Origin of the sequence: Mycobacterium angelicum, assembly GCF_002086155.1 — a bacterium.
GTDB classification, from domain to species: Bacteria; Actinomycetota; Actinomycetes; order Mycobacteriales; family Mycobacteriaceae; genus Mycobacterium; species Mycobacterium angelicum.
In genome coordinates, this window is record NZ_MVHE01000005.1 from 1 (window position 1) to 17,224 (window position 17,224).

Consider the following 17,224-nt stretch of genomic DNA (forward strand, 5'->3'; position numbering starts at 1 on the left):
GCCCTCCCGCGCATGCCGTCGTGGTGGCCGTTGAACATGACCTGGGGTGGGCTGCCGTCGTCGGTGCCCGTCGGCTACATCGGGTATTTCGTGCTACCGGCGGTGATCGGCGCGGCGCTCGGACAAAAGCTGAGCGCGCGGTTCGGTTTTCTCGGCGCGAAAAACAGACCGCTCACGCTGCTGAGCGTCGGTCTCGTCGTGGGCTTCTGCTGGGCCTTCTTCTTCAACGCGTTCGTCGGCGCCCGGCTCGGCGTCTTCTACTACGGCTACGTGATCCCCGGGCTCGGCGTCTTCGAGGGCACCAAGCACCAGTACCCGATCTATGACTCGATCGCGCTGGGTGTGCAGATGATGGTGTTCACCTATCTGCTCGGCCGTACGGACGCCCAGGGGCGAAATGTCATCGAGATGTGGGCCGACCGGGCATCGAAGACCCGTCTGCAAGCTTCGGCGCTGTCAGTCGTGGCCGTCATCATTATCGGAAACCTGTTATATGGTGCGGTTTTCGCGCCGCACCTGGTCACCAAACTCGGCGGCTGGGTGACCTCGGGGTCGACGGAGCAGCTCTTCCCCGGCGTACCCAACCAGCCTCGGTAGGTCGGTCAAGACTCGATAAAGCCGAGCTATCGATTTCCTCAATTATTCGAAGCACCGCACCACTATTGGCTCCCGCAATGACAGACTGCGACGATGCGAATCGCTGCTTGGGTCGCGCTCGTCGCCGTTCTCTGCGTATTGAATCCACTGGCAACACCTGCCCACGCCGCACCACCGACGTGCGGGGTCAACCTGAGTGCCCCCGAGGTGCAGGCAGCGATCACCTCGTTACCGGCTCTGCCGCAAAACTATCCGTGGAGCACCAACCCGAAGAGCTTCGACCCGAGCAGCAACTACAACCCGTGTCTGACCCTGTCGGCGGTCATCATCACCGTGGACGGAGCGACCGGCGGCTCACCCGATCTGGCGCTGCTGTTCCACAAGGGCAGTTTCGTCGGGGTGGGTACGTCGAAGGCCTATCCGTTCACGTCGCTCAACGGTGCGCAGACAACGGATGACATCGTGGCGCTCAATTACAAGGATGGCCGCAACGTCTGCACCGCGTGCACCGGACCGACCACCACCGTGCGGTACCAGTGGCAAAACGACCATGTCGCGATGTTGGATCCGGCGCCGACGTGGTGAGGTGTCAGTCTCGGGTCTGCACGCCGCCCAGTGTGCGGATCGTCTGAATTTCACTGCCCTGAAAGGGGCGTCCGTCGGGGAGTAAGAGGTCGCTGAACCACACCTTCGGCGGCGTGGGGGATGGGTGCTCCCAGGAACTCCACGGCTGGTACGTCTGGGTCTTCCCGGCGACCAAACCCCAGTTGAACGCACCGACGTTGTGTCGCTTGGCAATCGGCAGAATGCCTTCGACGGTGCTGCCCATGGAACGGGCCAGGTACTCGGTGCAGATGATCGGCCTGCCCAGCGGGGCGAGTTCGGCGATGCGCCCCTCGAATTCGGCCGGTTTGGCGTAGGAGTGAAACGTGATCACATCGGCGTTGTCGAGTTGAATGCCGCTGATCGCGCTGCGGCTCCCCGGATCTCCCCAGTTGCCTTGCCAGACGCCGCTGGTCAGTGGTTGAACCGGATCGACCGCGCGGGCCCACCGAAACACCTGGGGGAGCAGCTCGGCAACCCGCTCCACCTTGTCCTTGCGTTCCACCTTGCGATAGACGCGCGCGGGATTGTCGGGTTCGTTCCACAGGTCCCAACCCAAAATCCTTTCGTCAGAACGGAATTGGGTCAGTACGCCGGTGACGTAGTCGTACAGGACGCTGGCGTAGCGGCGGTCGTCGATGTGTTCAGCACCCGGGCTCTGCACCCAGCCGGAATTGTGCACCCCCGGTCTCGGCGCACGCTGACGGCCGGCCCTGGGGAACGGGTCCCAGCAGGAGTCGAACAAGACGAACAGCGGCTTGATGCCGTGGCTTGCCGCGATCGTGACGAACTGGCCCAGGCGGCTGGAAAAGCCCTGGCGATCCTGGGCCCACAGCTGATCGTGCAGAAACACCCGCACGGTGTTGAACCCGTGCGAGCGGGCCACGGCGAGTTCGGCGTCGATGCGACGGGGGTCGTAGGTCCCCGGTTGAAACATCTCGAGCTGGTTGATGGCCGTCGAGGTGATGTAGTTGGTGCCGACGAGCCAGCCGTGCGCTTGATACCAGCTGTTCGCCCGGTCAGCGCTCCACCGGCCGGGTTCGGCTGCAGCGCGCGGTGTTTGGACCAACGCAGCACCAACCGCCAGAGCCAGCGGTAGCTTGAGGGCCGTTCGACGGTGCACGAACTGACGATAATTTTTGCCGACGCCTTGCCCCGGCTTATCCGGCGACGTGTTTAGCCTTGCTTATCGATTCGCAATTGTTGAGGTTGGGAATCGTTATTTGTGGGCGACCGCAAGGGATCGCGAATGCGTGCCCGGTTAACTGTTCTCGGTCCGAAAACCCGGTCCCGCCTCCGGCGTCACGTTTCGCGCGGTGATCTCGTCGCCGCAGTGGGCGCAGATCAAGCGCGCATCGAGAAACTCACCGCAAGTGTTGTGGCGCAGCAGAATCGGCGGTCCGCCGGGGTGGGGCAGGTGCTCGTCACCCCAGCGCATCAGGACGACGATCGCGCCGAAGAGTTCGTGGCCCGCCTCGGTGAGCCGGTACTCGTGGCGCTCGGGGTCTCGCGAGTAGGGCACCCGGTCGAGCAAGCCCATCTCGACGAGCATCCGCAGCCGCGAGGACAACGTGGGACGCGGAATGCTGAGGTTGCGTGCGAGCTGACCGAACCGCTGCACGCCGAAGAACGCCTCGCGCAGGATGAGCAGCGTCCATCGCTCGCCGACCAGCTCGAGTGCGCGGCCAACCGACTCGCCTTCGAAGCGGTGCGACAGATCGGCAGCAGACATAGTTCAATCACTGTACCCGGTTCAATTACTGAACCATAGGTGGTAACTTGACTGAACCATGAGCCACAGCGACACCGATATCGAGACCCTCGCCGAGAAGATCGCACTCTGCGCCCGCGAGTTGTCGGCGGACATCGATCGCGACCGGCGGCTTCCCGACGCGCTGGTGACCCGGCTTAACGAGGCCGGACTATTGCGAGCCACCATGCCCCGCGAGGTCGACGCGCTGGAGTTGGCCCCCGGCCCGGCCCTGAGGTGCGCCGAAGCGATCGCGCGCGGCGACGCCTCGGCCGGATGGTGCGTCTCGATCGCGATCACCAGCGCCCTGCTGGTCGCCTACCTGCCATCGTCGGCCCGTGACGAAATGTTCGGTGGCGGAACGGGAGTCGCGGCGGGGGTTTGGGCGCCGCGCGGCAAGGCGAAATCGGTCGACGGCGGAGTCGTGGTGTCGGGGCGCTGGCCGTTCTGCAGCGGGATCAACCACGCCGACATGATGTTCGCCGGCTGCTTCATCGACGAGCGGCGGGTGCCCTCGGTGGTCGCGCTGCCCAAGGACGACCTGCGGGTGCTCGACACCTGGCACACGCTGGGCCTGCGCGGCACCGGCAGCCATGACAGCGTCGCCGACGAGGTCTTCGTGCCCGCCAATCGCGTGTTCTCGGTATTCGACGGGCCGGCCATCGACCGGCCGCTGTACCGCTTCCCCGTGTTCGGATTCTTCGCGTTGTCGATCGGTGCGGCCGCGCTGGGCAATGCGCGTGCCGCGATCGACGACCTCGTCGAACTGGCCGGCGGCAAGAAGGGGCTGGGCGCCACCCGCACCCTGGCCGAGCGCCCGGCGACCCAAGCCGGCGTCGCAACGGCCGAAGCGGCATTGGGGGCCGCCCGCGCGCTCTACTACGAGGCAATCGACGCCGCCTGGCAGGCCAGTCACGAATCTGCCGCGGTACCAGTGGCATTGCGCAATCGGCTGCGGTTGGCGGCCACCCATGCGGCGCGCACGTCGGCCGATGTGGTGCGCAACATGTACGACCTCGCGGGAGGCAGCGCCATCTACGACGGCGCGCCCCTGCAGCGCCGATTCCGTGACGCGTTCACGGCCACCGCACACTTCCAGGTCAACGAGGCGTCGCGCGAGCTGCCCGGCCGCGTACTGCTCGACCAGCCGGCCGACGTATCGATGCTGTGACCGATTACGAAGTGGTCCTGCCGTTTTGGCTGGACCGGCCCGACATCGAGGCAATGGACGTCGCGCTGGCGGCATCGGATGCGGGCTTCGCTGCGGTGTGGATCGGCGAGATGGCCACCTACGATGCGTTCGCACTCGCCACCGCGATCGGGCTGCGCGCGCCCGGAATGCCTTTGAAGATCGGGCCGCTCGCGGTGGGCGTTCGCGGTCCGGTGACATTGGCGCTGGGGGCAAGTTCGGTCGCCTCCCTCACCGGCAACCGGGTCGACATCGCACTGGGCGCCTCCAGCCCGATGATCGTGGCCGGCTGGCACCAGCGCCGCTGGGATCACCATGTGGCGGTCATGCGCGAAACGATCGACTGCCTGCGCTCGATGCTGGACGGCGCTCGCGTCGACTACACCGGCCGCTACGTCAGCAGCCACGGCTTTCGGCTGCGCAGCCCGGCACCCGAGACGCGAATTGCGTTGGGGGCGTTCGGGCCTGGCATGATTCGGTTGGGCGCGCGGCAAGCCGACGAGATCGCGCTCAACCTTTCTTCGCCGGAGCGCGTCGCGCAGGTACGTGCGATGGTCGACGCCGCGGCCACGCAGGCCGGCCGGTCCGCGCCGCGCCTGACGGTGTGGGTGCCGGCCGCCGTCGACCCCGGTGACGCCGCCCACGCCCAGCTGGCTGCTCAGCTCGCGGTGTATCTTGCCCCGCCGGGTTACGGGGAAATGTTCAGCGCCTTGGGTTTTGGCGATCTCGTCGGCAAGGCGCGGGCCGGGACGACACGCCGCGAACTGGCCGCCGCCATCCCCGTCGAGTTGCTGCGGGCGGTGTGCGCCTTGGGTGATGCCGGCCAAGTCGCGGCGGGCTTGCGCGCCTACCGGGACGCCGGCGCCGACTGTGTCGCAATCGTGCCGTCTACCGCCGAAGATCCGGGAGGGCGGGCGACCCTCCACGCAATAGCAGGGAGACACCAGTGACGCTCGTCAACACCGTGTGCCGGCTGGCCGCTCGCCCGGTCGGCCTGCCCAAGGCCGAGGACTGGCAGATCAGCGACGAGCCCGCCCGCACCCCGCGCGACGGCGAATTCCTGGTCCAGGTCGAATACCTCTCCGTCGATCCGGCGATGCGGACCTGGATGAACGCCGGCCGGTCCTACGTGCCGCCGGTCGAGATCGGCGAGGTGATGCGCGCCGGCGGCATCGGACGCGTAATCGATTCCCGCCATGCGGATTTCGCGGTCGGCGACGAGGTGTTCGGCACCTTCGGAGTGCAGCGCTACGCACTTTCCGACGGCCGGGACGTGACCGCGGTGGACACCACGCTCGCGCCGGCTCCGGTGCACCTCGGCGCACTGGGGATCAGCGGCCTGACCGCTTACTTCGGCCTGCTCGATGTCGGTCGCCCGCAGCCGGGCCAGACGGTCGTCGTCTCCGGAGCCGCCGGCTCGGTGGGCAGCATCGTCGGGCAGATCGCCCGGATCAACGGCTGCCGGGCGATCGGTATCGCCGGCGGCGCGGACAAATGCCGCTGGCTGGTCGACGAACTCGGCTTCGATGCGGCCATCGACTATCAGGCCGGCGACCTGCGCCAGCAGCTGAAGACGCACGCCCCCAACGGTATTGACGTCTTCTTCGACAACGTCGGGGGAGCGGTATTGGAGGCGGCGCTGGCGCGGCTGGCCCGGGCCGCGCGCGTCGTGATCTGCGGAGCCATCTCGCAATACAATGCCGACGGCGAACTCCGCGGGCCGGCCAACTACATGCAGCTGCTGGTCGCGCGGGCCTCGATGACCGGTTTCGTGATCTTCGACTATGCCGACCGGTACGCGCAAGGCGTTGCGCAGCTTGCCGATTGGCTGCGCAGCGGGGAGTTGCGCTCGCGCGAGCAGGTGGTCCACGGCGATGTCGGCGACTTTCCCGAGGTGCTGTTGTCGCTGTTTCGAGGCGGGAATACCGGCAAGCTCGTGCTCGCGCTCGAACAGCATTGAGTGCGCACCTACGGCTTTGAGTGGGCGTCCTTGGCGGCGATTCGCCGCTGAGGCCTGCGCAGGTTCACACTCAAAGCCACGGGTGCACAGTAGAAATCGAGGCCCCGAGCTCAGCCGATCAGTTGCGTGAGCCAGCTCGAATCCTGCAGGTTCACACCCTTCTTCCCGTCCCACACGAACGGCGTGCCCTGGGCATTGAGACCGGCCAGCGTGCTGTCGGCATTGGCGGTCTTGGTTTGGGCAACGCCGAGATCATCGCCGGACTTGATGCAGTTGATCGCGTTGGTATCGGCGCCAACGGTTTGCGCCAGATGGGCCAGCTCGATGTCGGTGCGGTCCGACGCGGCGCCCTCCTGAGGCTGAAAGTCGCTGGCGAACAGGCGCGAGTAGAAGCCGGTGTAGACCTTCGGGTCGTTCTGGCCGGCGACGCAGTAGGTGGCCGCTACCGCCCGGGTCGAGTAGTTCTTCGTATGCGACTGGCCGTCCAGGAAATTCAACAAGTGATAACGCACGGCCAGTTTCTTGCTGTTTATCGCGGTGTCGATATCGGTGGCATACGACCTGATGAAGGCGCCGCACGGCGGGCAGATCGGCTCGTTGAAGATGTCGATGGTCGCCGTTGCCGCCGAGCTGCCGACGAATACGCCGTCGTCGAGGACGCGCAGTTCGACCGCGTCGGCCGCCGGTGCCGGCGACGAGGACTTCGTCGGGTGCGGTGGGGAGGAGCGCCACGGCTGGGCGAGCGCGACGAGCAGGCCGCCGGTGACGATCATGACCAGGGCGACGGCGGCACCAACCCAGATCCACGGTTTGCGGCTGACGGGTGCCGGCGGTTGAGCCCACGGCGGCGCCCCGGTGGTTGCGGTTTGTCCGACGCCCCAGCCCGGAGCGCCGGCCCACGGAGCCTGCGGAATCGGTCCCGAGGGATACGGCTGCGGGGCCGACGGCGTGCCCCACGCCGAACTGGGCGGCGGTGTGGACGCAAAGCCGCTTGGCTGGGCGGTGACGTACCCGGGTGGCGGCAGCTGTGCCACCTGGCTGCGTTCCAAGATGTCGGTGGCTCGATCCTGATCTGGTGTGGCCAGCGCCGCATAGGCCGCTGCGGACAGGTCACCGCAGGTGGCATAGCGATCGGCGGGTTCCTTGGCCATGCCGCGCGCGATCACGGCATCGAACGCGACCGGAACGCCCGGGCGCACGACGCTTGGCTGCGGAACTGCCTGGTTCAGGTGTCCACCCATCACGGCGAGCTGGTCACCCCGGTACGGCGGAGATCCGGTCAGACACTCGAAAAGCACACAGGCCAGGGCGTAGATGTCGGCCCGATACGTCACTTCGCCCTCGCGGAACCGCTCCGGGGCCATGTAGTAGAGGGTGCCCACGGTGCTGCCCAGCTGCGTCAGCTTCTCGTCGGAGGTGGCGCTGGCGATGCCGAAGTCGACGAGGTAGGCGAAGTCATCGGAGGTGACCAGAATGTTCTCCGGCTTGACGTCGCGGTGTGACACACCGGCGGCGTGCGCGGCGTCCAGCGCCGATCCGATCTGCCGGATCACCGCCACCGCACGCGGCGGCGTCAATGGGCCGTAGCGCTTCAAGATGCCGGCCAGGTCCTTGCCGTCGATCAGGCGCATATCGACGTAAAGCTGGCCGTCGATCTCGCCGTAATCGTGAATCGGAACGACGTGGGGTTCCTGCAGCCGCCCTGCGGTGCGGGCTTCGCGCTGCATGCGGGTGCGGAAGACCGGATCGGTGGACAGCGTCTGGGACATCAGCTTGAGCGCGACAACTCGTTCCCGGACGGTGTCTTCGGCTTCGTAGACGTCGCCCATGGCGCCGCGGCCTACCAGCCGTCGCAACCGGTACGGCCCGAACTGCGTACCTTCCCGCGTGTCCGCGGTGTCACCCATCCCCGACTCTCCTCACCCCGCGGTGGCGGGCCAGCATAAGGCTAATGGTTTGGATAGCTGCTGGGCACGGTGACAGCCGCAGAATGCGCCGATTCGGTGGATGGGCAGCGCAGCTAAATGGGTAACAAGTGTTATGTGGACGGCCTGACGACCCGAGTACCCTGCAACGCCATGGGGAAGCCGCGATGAGTGCGGGCCTCTTCGGGCTCCTGGACGACGTGGCCGCGCTGGCACGGCTAACCGCGGCCTCCGTCAAGGACATCGGGGGCATCGCGCCTGCCACCGGCCGCGCCACCGCTAAGGCCGCCGGAGTGGTCATCGATGACACCGCGGTGACACCCCAATTCATCGACGGGATCAGCGCCGAGCGCGAATTGCCCATCATCAAGCGCATCGCGATCGGATCGCTGCGCAACAAGCTGCTGTTCATCCTGCCCGGCGCATTGCTGCTCAGCCAGTTCGTGCCGTGGCTGCTGTTCCCGATCCTGATGCTGGGCGCCACCTACCTGTGCTACGAAGGCGCCGAGAAAGTGTGGAGCGCCCTGCGCGGTCATGACGCCCGCTCGGAGTCGCCGCAGACCGAGAGTCACATGGTGAGCGCGGCGATCCGGACCGATTTCATCCTGTCCGCCGAGATCATGGTGATCGCACTGAACGAGGTCGCCCATCAGGCGTTCGTGCCGCGGCTGATCATTCTCATCATCGTGGCGCTGGTCATCACCGCCGCGGTGTACGGCGTCGTGGGCGTCATCGTCAAAATGGACGACGTCGGCCTGCACCTGGCCAACACCGCATCCCGAATCGGGCGGCCCCTCGGCCGTGCGCTGGTGGCCGGTATGCCCAGGCTGCTGTCGGCGTTGTCGGTCGTCGGTACCGTGGCGATGCTTTGGGTGGGCGGCCACATTTTGCTGATGGGCAGCGACAAGCTGGGCTGGCACACGCCGTACGGCTTGGTTCACCACGCCGAGGCTTACGTGCACCACGGGGTTTTCGGCTGGTTGGTCAGCACCGGTATTTCGGCGGTGGTGGGCCTGGTCGTCGGAGCGCTGGCGGTCACCGTCGTCACCGCCGGAAAGCTGTTGCGCAGACGCGGCTGATCCGCGGCAAGCTTAGCTAGCGTTCCGTCCGCGCGTCCCAGATCTGTTGCGTATCAAGGCTGATCGACCGGTGGTGGCTCTGCTGAAAATTACGACCGCCGGCTCGCAGGTCGACGCCGTCACTGCGGGAGCGCATCGGCGCGCGGTAGACGGCCCTCATGTGACTCAGGTGCCGCAAAAAGTGCGGTAGGTACCGAAATCGTCGGGGGCGGGGCTGGCGTAGCGGTCCAGCCCGGCCCGTTGCGTATACGGGTTGGTGACGGCTTCGAGAAGCTGACTCAGCGGTTCGAGATCGTCGCCGGTGGCCGCCGTCAGCGCCTCCTCGACAAGGTGGTTGCGCGGAATGTAGATCGGGTTGACCCGGTCCATCAATTCCGCGTCGGGGCCCAGAGCCTGCCAGCGCGACAACCATTCGTCGAACCGGGCGAGGTCGACGAACAGTCCGCGTGCGGGCTCGTTGTCGCCTCGGGCAGCTTCGCCGAGGTGTCGGAAAAACGAAGTGAAGTCGACGTGACTTTCCTGCAGCTGCGCAAGCAGCTCGTCGATCAGCGATGTGTCACCCGACTTCAGGCCGAGTTTGGCCGACATGCCCGACGTCCAGGCGTCGTGGTACTGATGGAATTCGCCAAAAGCGTTCTGCACCAATGCGATTGCTTCCTCGACGTCCGGCGAGATCAAGGGCAGCAGCGTCTCGGCAAACCGGGCCAGGTTCCATCCGGCGATGACCGGCTGGTTGGCGTAGGCGTAGCGGCCCCAGTAATCGATCGAGCTGAAGACGGTTTCGGGGTGGTAGGCCTCCATGAAGGCGCACGGTCCGTAGTCGATGGTTTCCCCGGAGATCGTCATGTTGTCGGTGTTCATCACCCCGTGGATGAAGCCGATCTGCATCCATTGGGCGATCAGGGATCCCTGGACGCCTACCACCGCCTCGAACAGCGCGAGGTAGGGCCGCTCGGCCGTGGCTGCGCTGGGATGGTGGCGGGCTATGGCATGGTCGGCAAGGCGCCGCAGTAGCTTGACATCGCCTGTGGCAGAAGCATATTGGAAGCTGCCTACCCGCAAGTGACTGCTGGCGACCCGAACCAGCAGAGCGCCGGGCAGCTGTTGGCCGTCCCGCTCTACCGGCCGGCCGGTCTTGACGACGGCCAGCGATCGCGTGGTCGGGACGCCCATGGCGTGCATCGCCTCGCTGATGACGTATTCGCGCAACATCGGCCCGACGACGGCCAGGCCGTCACCGCCACGGGCAAACGGCGTGCGTCCCGAACCCTTGAGGTGGATGTCGCGAAGTCGCCCGTCGCCTTCGGCGAGTTCACCGAGCAGCAGCGCGCGCCCATCGCCCAACCGCGGGACGTAGCCGCCGAATTGGTGCCCGGCATACGCCTGAGCCACCGGTACGGCCCCGGTGGGAACTCGGTTGCCGACCAAGAATCCCACCCCGTCGCGGCTGCGCAACCAGTCGGCGTCCAGACCGAGTTCGGCGGCAAGCGGCTCGTTGAGCACCAGCAACTCTGGGTCCGGCGTGGCCTCGGCCTGCCAGTGCACGGCCAGCTCCGGCAGCTCGCGGGCGAAGCGGTCCTGCAGAACGACGGTGTCCGGTGTAACGCTCACTTAGTCCACAGTACGGAGAGCTGCCGTCACCCGTCCTCGGGCGTGGCCAGCCCTTCCGGGGGAGGCGTGGAGTACGCCGGATAAGCCGGCGGCGACACCACGCTGTCGTCTTCGGATTCTTCATGGGCGGGCTGGGCGGCCTGTTCTTTGTCGTCAGGCGGTTCGACGGTGTTCATCGGTATCCCTAGCCGATCGCTTGGTGGATCAGGTCGCGAGCCCGGTCGAGCATCGACGCGAACGGTCCGACCGCGAAATTCAGCTTCGCCGACTCCACCCCGGCATGCGGACGGGTCGGGGCGATCGCTTCGGCCATCTTCACCGCGGTCCCCATTCGCTTGAGGTCGTCGGCGTCGACTTCCTGCTGCAACTTGGGAAATTCCTCGATCTCCTCGTGCTCGGCGTGCGCCAGCACCGCATCACGCAGCTTGGTCAGCTCGTCGATGAACTCCTGCGAGGTGATATCGAGGGCTTCGATCTTCGACAGCTGCTCTTTGGCTTCGTGCTCTTGCTTCAAGAGCAGGTCAACGATCGCGTCGCCGTCGTCGGCCTCGCGGCGCAGCCGCGGGTGCACCACCATCTCCTCGGCCGTCTCGTGCACGGCAAGCAACTGGCGCAACTCTATGAACGGCTTTTCGCGTGCCTGCGGCTCCGACGCGTGCAGGACTTCTTCGAACATGTCCTCGATGAGGGCATGCTGGGCTTTGAGAAACGTGACAACTTCGTCAGGTGTTTGAACAATCATATCGGCCACGCGGATATACCTCCTGTGGAATCAATAGCCGCCGCATACCCCGGCGCAGCTGTACTAAACGCCCGCGGCGCCGGACGCCCAGACAGCAGCCACGGTCATGCGCAGCGGCGTGTGGCGCGCCGCGGTTATGTGTCGCGGCTGTTCAGAACGCGGCAACCAGATTGTTGTGCTGCGGGCAGTACGTGCGCACCGAGATCGCCACGTAGTCATTGGCGACGTTGCTGAACGCGGGGCTGTTGTTACGGAATTCCGCGACGATCTGTTGCACGGTCATGCCCTGGCCGATGTTCAGGCACACCATCTTGCCGTTGTAGACGGCCGCCTCGGGGTTGGCGAACGAGATGCCCCGGTCGCTGAGATCTTGGATGTACTTGTTGTCCTGGTCGGGGGTCGAGTTGATGGAGGCAGGATTCGGCGCGGTAGTCGTTGCCGCCGAGCTGGTGGCAGACGCCGTCGGTGCGGCCTTACCCGAAGACGGCGACCTGGTTAAAGCCCAGTGCCCCAACACAATTGCGCCAGCCAACCCCAAACCGACCAGCAGCAGGGCGGCGGCTCTGCCCCACGTTGAGCGCCAGGTCTCCGCGGCGGCCACCGGTTCGCTGGCGTCGTCGTACTCGCCGTCGTCCGGTACGTCTGCGCCCAAATCGGGGACCACCTCTTCGCCCCGCGACCATGCGACTTCAACGGCGTCGGTGGGCGCCGCGTTGGGTACGGCAACGGTCTCGTCACGGTTGACCGCACCGGTGTTGTCGGCAGCCGGGTGCGACTCGACCATGAGGGCCATCCTAGCCAGCAGCCCTGGCCGTCCCGTTTTATGTCAGGTGGCGGTTGCGCCACTGTCTGATTCGGCCCGTCGGCATCTGAATTGCGGCCATCACCGAACTCATCGACGAGGCCACCGACTTGGCGTGAGCCGACGGTTCGGCGGCCGGCGGCGCCTCGCCTTCCCACCACGTCGGCGCCAACAGCGCGGTGGTCAGCGGAATGGCCGGGTCAACACTGTTGTGGCCCCACTCGCAGGCGCGGTCGATCGCGGCGACCGACGGCGCCAGGTTGATCGCCGACAACGTCGGCTCGAACCGGATGAGGTGATCGGCGTAGGGCAGGTTGCGCACCATCTGCACCTGAATCGCCTGGGTGATCGGGGCCAGCCACATGTGCCGGGAGTCCCATTGCGGATGGAAGCAGTCGAAGGCCAAATAGCACGCGTTGCGGGTGCCCAGTTTGCCGTCCCGGACCCGCTTCCAGGCCAGTTCGACGGGGACGTTGCTGGCTGCGCCGCCGTCGACGATCGCGGCGATGTCCCGTTCGGCGCACAGGTCGTCGAGGATCGGGACCATGCGCGGGTCGCGCGTCTCGTGGTGCAGCACACCGGGAATGGCCGAGGAGAACGAGGCCGCGTCGACGACGTCGAAGTCCAGCGCCGGGTCGTCACCGCTGAGCACGACCGGCTTGACCACCCGCAAGTCGATGAAGGCGGCCACCTGCCACATGCGTGCGGCCACCTGGGGACCGATGCCGATCGGGCGGAACGGGACCGACCGCAGCTGCAGGGCGGCGAGTTCAGGCCGGCGAAACCGCGACGGCAACGCCGCATACGGCTGCCGGCGCACACCGGCGACCACGACGTCGAACGGGATCGCCAAGTCCGACAGGCGCATCCGCTGGCCGTCTTCGCGGCTGAGCAACGCCAGGGCGAACTGGTCGAAGCGCAGTGCGAACAGGCCGGCCATGCCGTGCCGGCGGCGCAGCCGTTCGGGCCCGAGGATGGCGCGGTAGGACACCGACTTGGCCCAGGCGACGTAGTCCTCGATCGGCACCGGCAGGGCCCGCGAGACCAGGCTGCCGATGATGGACCCGAACGACGAGCCGATCATGTAGTCGGGCACCTGGCCGGCTTCCAGCAGGCGCTGCATGCCGCCGATGTACACGTAGCCCGCGCCACCGCCGCCGCCGAGGACGGTGACCAGCTTCTTGTATCCGACCTCGGAGTCCAGCTCCGCGGCGGAGAAGTCGTTGCCGTGGCGTTCGATGAGCACGCGCCGCTGGTCGTCCTGGTCGGCCGCCAGACCCGCCAGCGCGTCGCGTGCCGCCTTCAACGCCGTGACCGGGTCCGGCTCCTCGCGCAGCGGCCCGAACAGGGTGTCGGTGACCCGCGAACGCCACGGCGCCACTTCGGCGCCCACCGCGATGTCCCCGCGTCCCCGGGTTCCGCCCGGCCCGGCGGCACCCGGTTCGAAGTCGGCGAGCCGGGCGAAGTTGAGGATGTAGCGCAGTTGGCGCAGCTCGTCGTCGCTGAGCACGCCGGGGTTGGCCAGGTGTTGCCGGACCAGCCGGTTCTCCATTTTCTGCAGCAACAGATTGGGCTCGGTCGACGGCAACTCAACCGTGTCGAGCGCGGCATCGGTGTCCCGGGTCTCGGCGTCGATCCGGTCGATCTGGTCGATGTCAGGGTCCACGTCGGGTCCGCCGCCGCGCTGGCCCAACCGGGCCAGCATCGCGTCCGCGAATGGGATCTGCACGAGCATCAGTGTCCCGGTACGGGGATGGTCGGCAGCGCTGAGCTGCCCGGCCAGCAGCCCAGCGGACTGATTCCCTTGTTGATCGCGGCCGTGATGCAGTTCTGCACCACGACGTTGGGGTCGTTGCTGATCGAGCGGGAAAGGATTTCGTTGGCTTTGGCCTGGGCCTCGGCGGTGCGCTGTGCCTCCACCGCGATCGAGGTCTGAGCGCGCTGCTGGTTGAGCTGATTGATCTTGTCCTCGGTGCCCTGGTCGTACTGGATGGTGGGCACGTTGACGTCGAAGATGTCGACCTGGCCGCCGACGTCCTGACGCATGATGTCGGCGGCGCGCTTGGCCAGGCTGGGCAGCGGCGAGACATCGAGGTTCTGCGGGTCCAGGGGATTGAAGGCGGCGAACACCTCGTTGAGGGCAACCGAGAGATTCCGCTCGATCAGGTTGACCCGGACATTGTCGAAAGTCTTGTACTGCTGGAACAGTTCAGGCGCGGCATGCTGCTTGAGCTGCCAGCGGATGCTGACGTCGGCCAGCGCGGTGGATTGGTTGCCCAGCCGCACCATGATGCGCTCGTCGTGGCTACCCACTTTGACGTATTTGTCGATCTGCACCGCACCGTCCATCTGGTGGGTCATCTGCCACGGCCACTTGGCGTGGAAGCCGTTGTTCAGGCTCACCCCGTTGGGGCGGCCGAAGGTGGTCACGATCGCGATCTGTCGCGTGCCGACGATGGTGAAGCAGCCCCACAGGAAGAACAGCAACGCGGCTGCCAGGGCGCCCACCGTGACCGCTTTGGTGCGCGAGCTCGCGCTGGTGCGGTTGACGAGCCAGAAGATGCCGGCGACTCCGGCGATGATCAAGCAAATGACAAACAGCACGATCTGCCACGTCATCGATCGCTCTCCTTCTGCAGGCGGTAGAGGCAGCCTAGGCTGCTGGCATGTCGATCGATCGTGCCGCACTGGTCGCGGGCAGCATCCGGCTCGCCTCGGGCCTTTCTTTCCTCTACGACCCGATGGCCGCCAATCGGCTCTGGGGCGATCCCGATGATCAAACGGCGACGGCGCAATTGTTGTTGCGGTCGATGGGCTACCGCGACGCGTTGATCGGTGGACTGCTTGCGGCGGCGGCGCTGCGGGGCAAGAACACCCGCGGCTGGTTTTTGGCCTCCGGCGGCGCCGACGCCGCCGACCTGCTTGGCGGGCTGAGCGTGCACGAGGAACTCAAGCCGGCGCAACGCGCCATCGGCCTGGGCGGTGCGGTGGTCGGCATCGGGGTGGGGTTGTGGGGTGCCACGCGGCGGCGCCCGTCACGCCACGACAATGCGAAGGCGCTCCCAGCCGCGGACCGTTGAGGTGGGCGCGAGCTTGAGGCTGTCGTAGTCGACATCCCACCGCGGCCACCGGTTGAGCAACTCGTCGAGTGCGACCCGTCCCTCCAGGCGGGCCAGATTGGCGCCCAGGCAGTAGTGCACACCCTTGCCGAACGTGAGGTGCGAGATGTTGTCGCGGTGGAGGTTGAAAGTGTCAGGATCCTTGTAGCGCAACGGGTCTCGGTTGGCCGAGCCGAACAGCAGCAGTATTGCGCTGCCGGCCGGCACGGTGGTGCCGTAGGCCTCGAAATCGCGGATCGTGTAGCGCGCGACGTGCGGCCCGGTCGGCTCGAAGCGCAACGTCTCGTCGACCGCGCGGGTCAGTAGCGAGCGGTCTTGTGCGACTTCGGCGCGCTGATCGGGATGCTCGGCGAGCACCTTGGCCAGCCAGCCGATCAGCCGGCCCGTCGTTTCATTGCCCGCCCCGGCCACCACCTGGGTGTAGTGCAGCACCTCTTTGCGGGTGAGCTTTCTCGTCACGCCGGTGGCGTCTTCGAACTCGACGTTGAGCAGCGCGGTCATCAGGTCGTCGGACGGGTTCTTGGCGCGCCAGTCGACGTAGTCGGCGTAGATGCGGCCGTCGGCGATCGCGTCCGGGTCGGCCACTTTCATGGGTGTGCCGGGCCGGGTGCGCAGGTTGGCGTCGTTGGCGTCGCGCACGCCGATCTGTTCGTCTTCGGGGATGCCCAGCAGCATCCCGATGACGCGCATCGGCATCATCGACGCCAGCTCGGCGATGATGTCGAAGCCGTCGGAACCCACCAGCGGGTCCAGGCACCGAATGCAATAGCGGCGGATCTGGTCCTCTATCGCGGCCATCCGGCGCGGGGTGAAGACCCGCGACATCACGCCGCGCAGCATGGTGTGCGTGGGCGGGTCCTCGAACATCATCACGCCCGGCGGCATGTCGAACTTCGACTGGATCAGTTCGAGGATGTCACTTCGGCTGTTGGAGAACGTTTCCCAGTCCGAGAGGGCCTGCTCGACGTCGGCGTGGCGGGAGATCGCCCAGAAGTTGTAGCGCTCGTTGTAATACAACGGCGCCTCGTCGCGCAGCCGAGCGAAGGTGGGATACGGGTTGGCGGTGATGTTGACGTCATACGGGTCGTAGTAGACATCGGTGCTAACTGTCATGTGCTGGCCCCGTTTTGGGCATCCGGCCCTCCTCGTTGAGTAACCTCGTTACACTCGGTACGGTAACCTCGTTACTCAACGAGGGCAAGGGTACAGGTGGCAAGCGCTGAAGTGATGACCGGCGACCCGATCCTGGGCGTCGTCGTGGACATCTTGGAGACCGACGGGTATGACGCGGTGCAGCTGCGCGAAGTCGCCAAGCGTGCGCGGACGTCGTTGACCACCATCTACAAGCGTTACCCGACTCGCGACGCCCTCATCCTCGCGGCGCTCGAGCGCTGGATGGACGAAAACCGTTATGCCGCTTTGGCGACGCAGACTCACGACCCGGGAGAATCCATCTACGACGGCCTAATGCAGGTGTTCCGAACGATTTTCGAGCCATGGGAACGTCATCCGGACATGCTGCGCGCCTACTTTCGGGCCCGGTCTGCCCCCGGTGGCGCGCGGCTGGTGAGCCGCGGCCTGGACGCCGTCATACCCGTCACCATGGCCGTGCTCGGCGACGCCGAACCCGATCTTGTCGAAGACCTGCCCGCGATCGTGTCCAACCTGGCGTACGGACTGGTGGCGCGCTTTTCTGCGGGCGAGATTGCGATCACCGAAATCCTGCCGACGCTGGATCGGGCCTTGTTCCGGTTGACCGCCAAGGCCGGGCCAGGCTGACCATCGGGATCGCGCGTTGCCTGCCGACCCTGAGTCCACCGCACGGGGTCATGCCCACTAACTTTGTG

Annotated in this window: 18 protein-coding genes; 8 read left to right on the forward strand and 10 right to left on the reverse strand. The window is 66.3% G+C overall.

All coding sequences use genetic code 11. The features are described from left to right. A partial coding sequence (locus BST12_RS05125; protein ID WP_139801496.1) for a spirocyclase AveC family protein occupies positions 1 to 597 on the forward strand: 597 nt, incomplete at its 5' end. A gap of 93 nt (positions 598 to 690) precedes the next feature. After that, a complete protein-coding gene (locus BST12_RS05130) occupies positions 691 to 1,182 on the forward strand; it encodes an LppP/LprE family lipoprotein (RefSeq protein WP_083111942.1) in 492 nt (163 codons plus the stop codon). A 4-nt stretch (positions 1,183 to 1,186) separates the two neighbouring features. Here the strand turns inward: BST12_RS05130 and BST12_RS05135 are convergent, their stop codons facing one another. Further along, positions 1,187 to 2,323 carry a glycoside hydrolase 5 family protein gene (locus BST12_RS05135; RefSeq protein ID WP_083111943.1) on the reverse strand — a complete coding sequence of 379 codons (1,137 nt, stop codon included), beginning with the start codon at positions 2,321 to 2,323 and terminating at the stop codon, positions 1,187 to 1,189. A 138-nt stretch (positions 2,324 to 2,461) separates the two neighbouring features. Continuing rightward, positions 2,462 to 2,932, reverse strand: coding sequence for a winged helix-turn-helix transcriptional regulator (locus tag BST12_RS05140; protein ID WP_083111944.1), 471 nt, complete (start codon positions 2,930 to 2,932; stop codon positions 2,462 to 2,464). Positions 2,933 to 2,990: 58 nt separating this feature from the next. Between BST12_RS05140 and BST12_RS05145 the strand changes: the two genes are divergently transcribed. Genes BST12_RS05145 through BST12_RS05155 form a run of 3 tightly spaced genes read left to right on the forward strand, consistent with a single transcriptional unit; the run spans position 2,991 to position 6,099 of the window. Beyond that, positions 2,991 to 4,121 carry an acyl-CoA dehydrogenase family protein gene (locus tag BST12_RS05145; protein ID WP_083111945.1) on the forward strand — a complete coding sequence of 377 codons (1,131 nt, stop codon included), beginning with the start codon at positions 2,991 to 2,993 and terminating at the stop codon, positions 4,119 to 4,121. Next, positions 4,118 to 5,089: an LLM class F420-dependent oxidoreductase gene (locus BST12_RS05150; protein ID WP_083111946.1), complete on the forward strand. Its 972-nt coding sequence runs from the start codon at positions 4,118 to 4,120 to the stop codon at positions 5,087 to 5,089. Before BST12_RS05145 ends, BST12_RS05150 begins: the two co-directional genes overlap by 4 nt. Next, a complete protein-coding gene (locus BST12_RS05155; RefSeq protein WP_083111947.1) occupies positions 5,086 to 6,099 on the forward strand; it encodes an NADP-dependent oxidoreductase in 1,014 nt (337 codons plus the stop codon). The genes BST12_RS05150 and BST12_RS05155 overlap by 4 nt, the downstream gene beginning before the upstream one ends. Before the next feature lie 110 nt (positions 6,100 to 6,209). Here BST12_RS05155 and BST12_RS05160 read toward each other — a convergent pair whose 3' ends face one another. Further along, positions 6,210 to 8,006 carry a serine/threonine protein kinase PknE gene (locus BST12_RS05160; RefSeq protein WP_083111948.1) on the reverse strand — a complete coding sequence of 599 codons (1,797 nt, stop codon included), beginning with the start codon at positions 8,004 to 8,006 and terminating at the stop codon, positions 6,210 to 6,212. A gap of 185 nt (positions 8,007 to 8,191) precedes the next feature. On the opposite strand from BST12_RS05160, the gene BST12_RS05165 reads away from it, so the two are divergent. Next, the gene (locus BST12_RS05165; protein WP_083111949.1) at positions 8,192 to 9,103 is read left to right on the forward strand and encodes a DUF808 domain-containing protein; all 912 of its coding nucleotides are present in this window, start codon (positions 8,192 to 8,194) and stop codon (positions 9,101 to 9,103) included. Between the two features lie 165 nt (positions 9,104 to 9,268). Here BST12_RS05165 and BST12_RS05170 read toward each other — a convergent pair whose 3' ends face one another. The 6 genes from BST12_RS05170 to BST12_RS05190 all read right to left on the reverse strand — a co-directional run bounded on the left by BST12_RS05170 (position 9,269) and on the right by BST12_RS05190 (position 14,877). After that, positions 9,269 to 10,714: a protein adenylyltransferase SelO gene (locus BST12_RS05170; RefSeq protein WP_083111950.1), complete on the reverse strand. Its 1,446-nt coding sequence runs from the start codon at positions 10,712 to 10,714 to the stop codon at positions 9,269 to 9,271. Positions 10,715 to 10,740: 26 nt separating this feature from the next. Next, on the reverse strand, positions 10,741 to 10,890 hold the full coding sequence (locus tag BST12_RS31880; RefSeq protein ID WP_170062053.1) for a hypothetical protein: 150 nt from the start codon (positions 10,888 to 10,890) through the stop codon (positions 10,741 to 10,743). 8 nt (positions 10,891 to 10,898) lie between these two features. Then, a complete protein-coding gene (locus BST12_RS05175; protein ID WP_083111951.1) occupies positions 10,899 to 11,465 on the reverse strand; it encodes a hemerythrin domain-containing protein in 567 nt (188 codons plus the stop codon). Positions 11,466 to 11,607: 142 nt separating this feature from the next. Further along, positions 11,608 to 12,240 (reverse strand): DUF732 domain-containing protein, encoded by a 633-nt coding sequence (locus BST12_RS05180; RefSeq protein WP_245850078.1) that lies wholly within the window; start codon positions 12,238 to 12,240, stop codon positions 11,608 to 11,610. A gap of 37 nt (positions 12,241 to 12,277) precedes the next feature. After that, positions 12,278 to 13,987: a patatin-like phospholipase family protein gene (locus BST12_RS05185; RefSeq protein WP_083112108.1), complete on the reverse strand. Its 1,710-nt coding sequence runs from the start codon at positions 13,985 to 13,987 to the stop codon at positions 12,278 to 12,280. A gap of 5 nt (positions 13,988 to 13,992) precedes the next feature. Further along, entirely contained in the window at positions 13,993 to 14,877 is an 885-nt protein-coding gene (locus BST12_RS05190) for an Rv3090 family protease (protein WP_083111953.1), read from the reverse strand. Between the two features lie 47 nt (positions 14,878 to 14,924). On the opposite strand from BST12_RS05190, the gene BST12_RS05195 reads away from it, so the two are divergent. Then, on the forward strand, positions 14,925 to 15,338 hold the full coding sequence (locus BST12_RS05195) for a DUF4267 domain-containing protein (protein WP_083111954.1): 414 nt from the start codon (positions 14,925 to 14,927) through the stop codon (positions 15,336 to 15,338). On the opposite strand, the gene BST12_RS05200 is transcribed toward BST12_RS05195, so the two are convergent. Next, positions 15,294 to 16,490, reverse strand: coding sequence for a cytochrome P450 (locus tag BST12_RS05200; RefSeq protein ID WP_083111955.1), 1,197 nt, complete (start codon positions 16,488 to 16,490; stop codon positions 15,294 to 15,296). The genes BST12_RS05195 and BST12_RS05200 overlap by 45 nt on opposite strands. A gap of 114 nt (positions 16,491 to 16,604) precedes the next feature. Between BST12_RS05200 and BST12_RS05205 the strand changes: the two genes are divergently transcribed. Beyond that, positions 16,605 to 17,156, forward strand: coding sequence for a TetR/AcrR family transcriptional regulator (locus tag BST12_RS05205; protein WP_083111956.1), 552 nt, complete (start codon positions 16,605 to 16,607; stop codon positions 17,154 to 17,156). Positions 17,157 to 17,224 lie beyond the last annotated feature (68 nt).

What these genes read in the sequence shown, in the direction of transcription:
- BST12_RS05130 (WP_083111942.1), top strand. Translation starts at nt 691, where the DNA reads ATGCGAATCGCTGCTTGGGTCGCGCTCGTCGCCGTTCTCTGCGTATTG.
- BST12_RS05140 (WP_083111944.1), bottom strand. Translation starts at nt 2,932, where the DNA reads ATGTCTGCTGCCGATCTGTCGCACCGCTTCGAAGGCGAGTCGGTTGGC.
- BST12_RS05145 (WP_083111945.1), top strand. Translation starts at nt 2,991, where the DNA reads ATGAGCCACAGCGACACCGATATCGAGACCCTCGCCGAGAAGATCGCA.
- BST12_RS05160 (WP_083111948.1), bottom strand. Translation starts at nt 8,006, where the DNA reads ATGGGTGACACCGCGGACACGCGGGAAGGTACGCAGTTCGGGCCGTAC.
- BST12_RS05165 (WP_083111949.1), top strand. Translation starts at nt 8,192, where the DNA reads ATGAGTGCGGGCCTCTTCGGGCTCCTGGACGACGTGGCCGCGCTGGCA.
- BST12_RS31880 (WP_170062053.1), bottom strand. Translation starts at nt 10,890, where the DNA reads ATGAACACCGTCGAACCGCCTGACGACAAAGAACAGGCCGCCCAGCCC.
- BST12_RS05180 (WP_245850078.1), bottom strand. Translation starts at nt 12,240, where the DNA reads ATGGTCGAGTCGCACCCGGCTGCCGACAACACCGGTGCGGTCAACCGT.
- BST12_RS05190 (WP_083111953.1), bottom strand. Translation starts at nt 14,877, where the DNA reads ATGACGTGGCAGATCGTGCTGTTTGTCATTTGCTTGATCATCGCCGGA.
- BST12_RS05195 (WP_083111954.1), top strand. Translation starts at nt 14,925, where the DNA reads ATGTCGATCGATCGTGCCGCACTGGTCGCGGGCAGCATCCGGCTCGCC.
- BST12_RS05200 (WP_083111955.1), bottom strand. Translation starts at nt 16,490, where the DNA reads ATGACAGTTAGCACCGATGTCTACTACGACCCGTATGACGTCAACATC.
- BST12_RS05205 (WP_083111956.1), top strand. Translation starts at nt 16,605, where the DNA reads ATGACCGGCGACCCGATCCTGGGCGTCGTCGTGGACATCTTGGAGACC.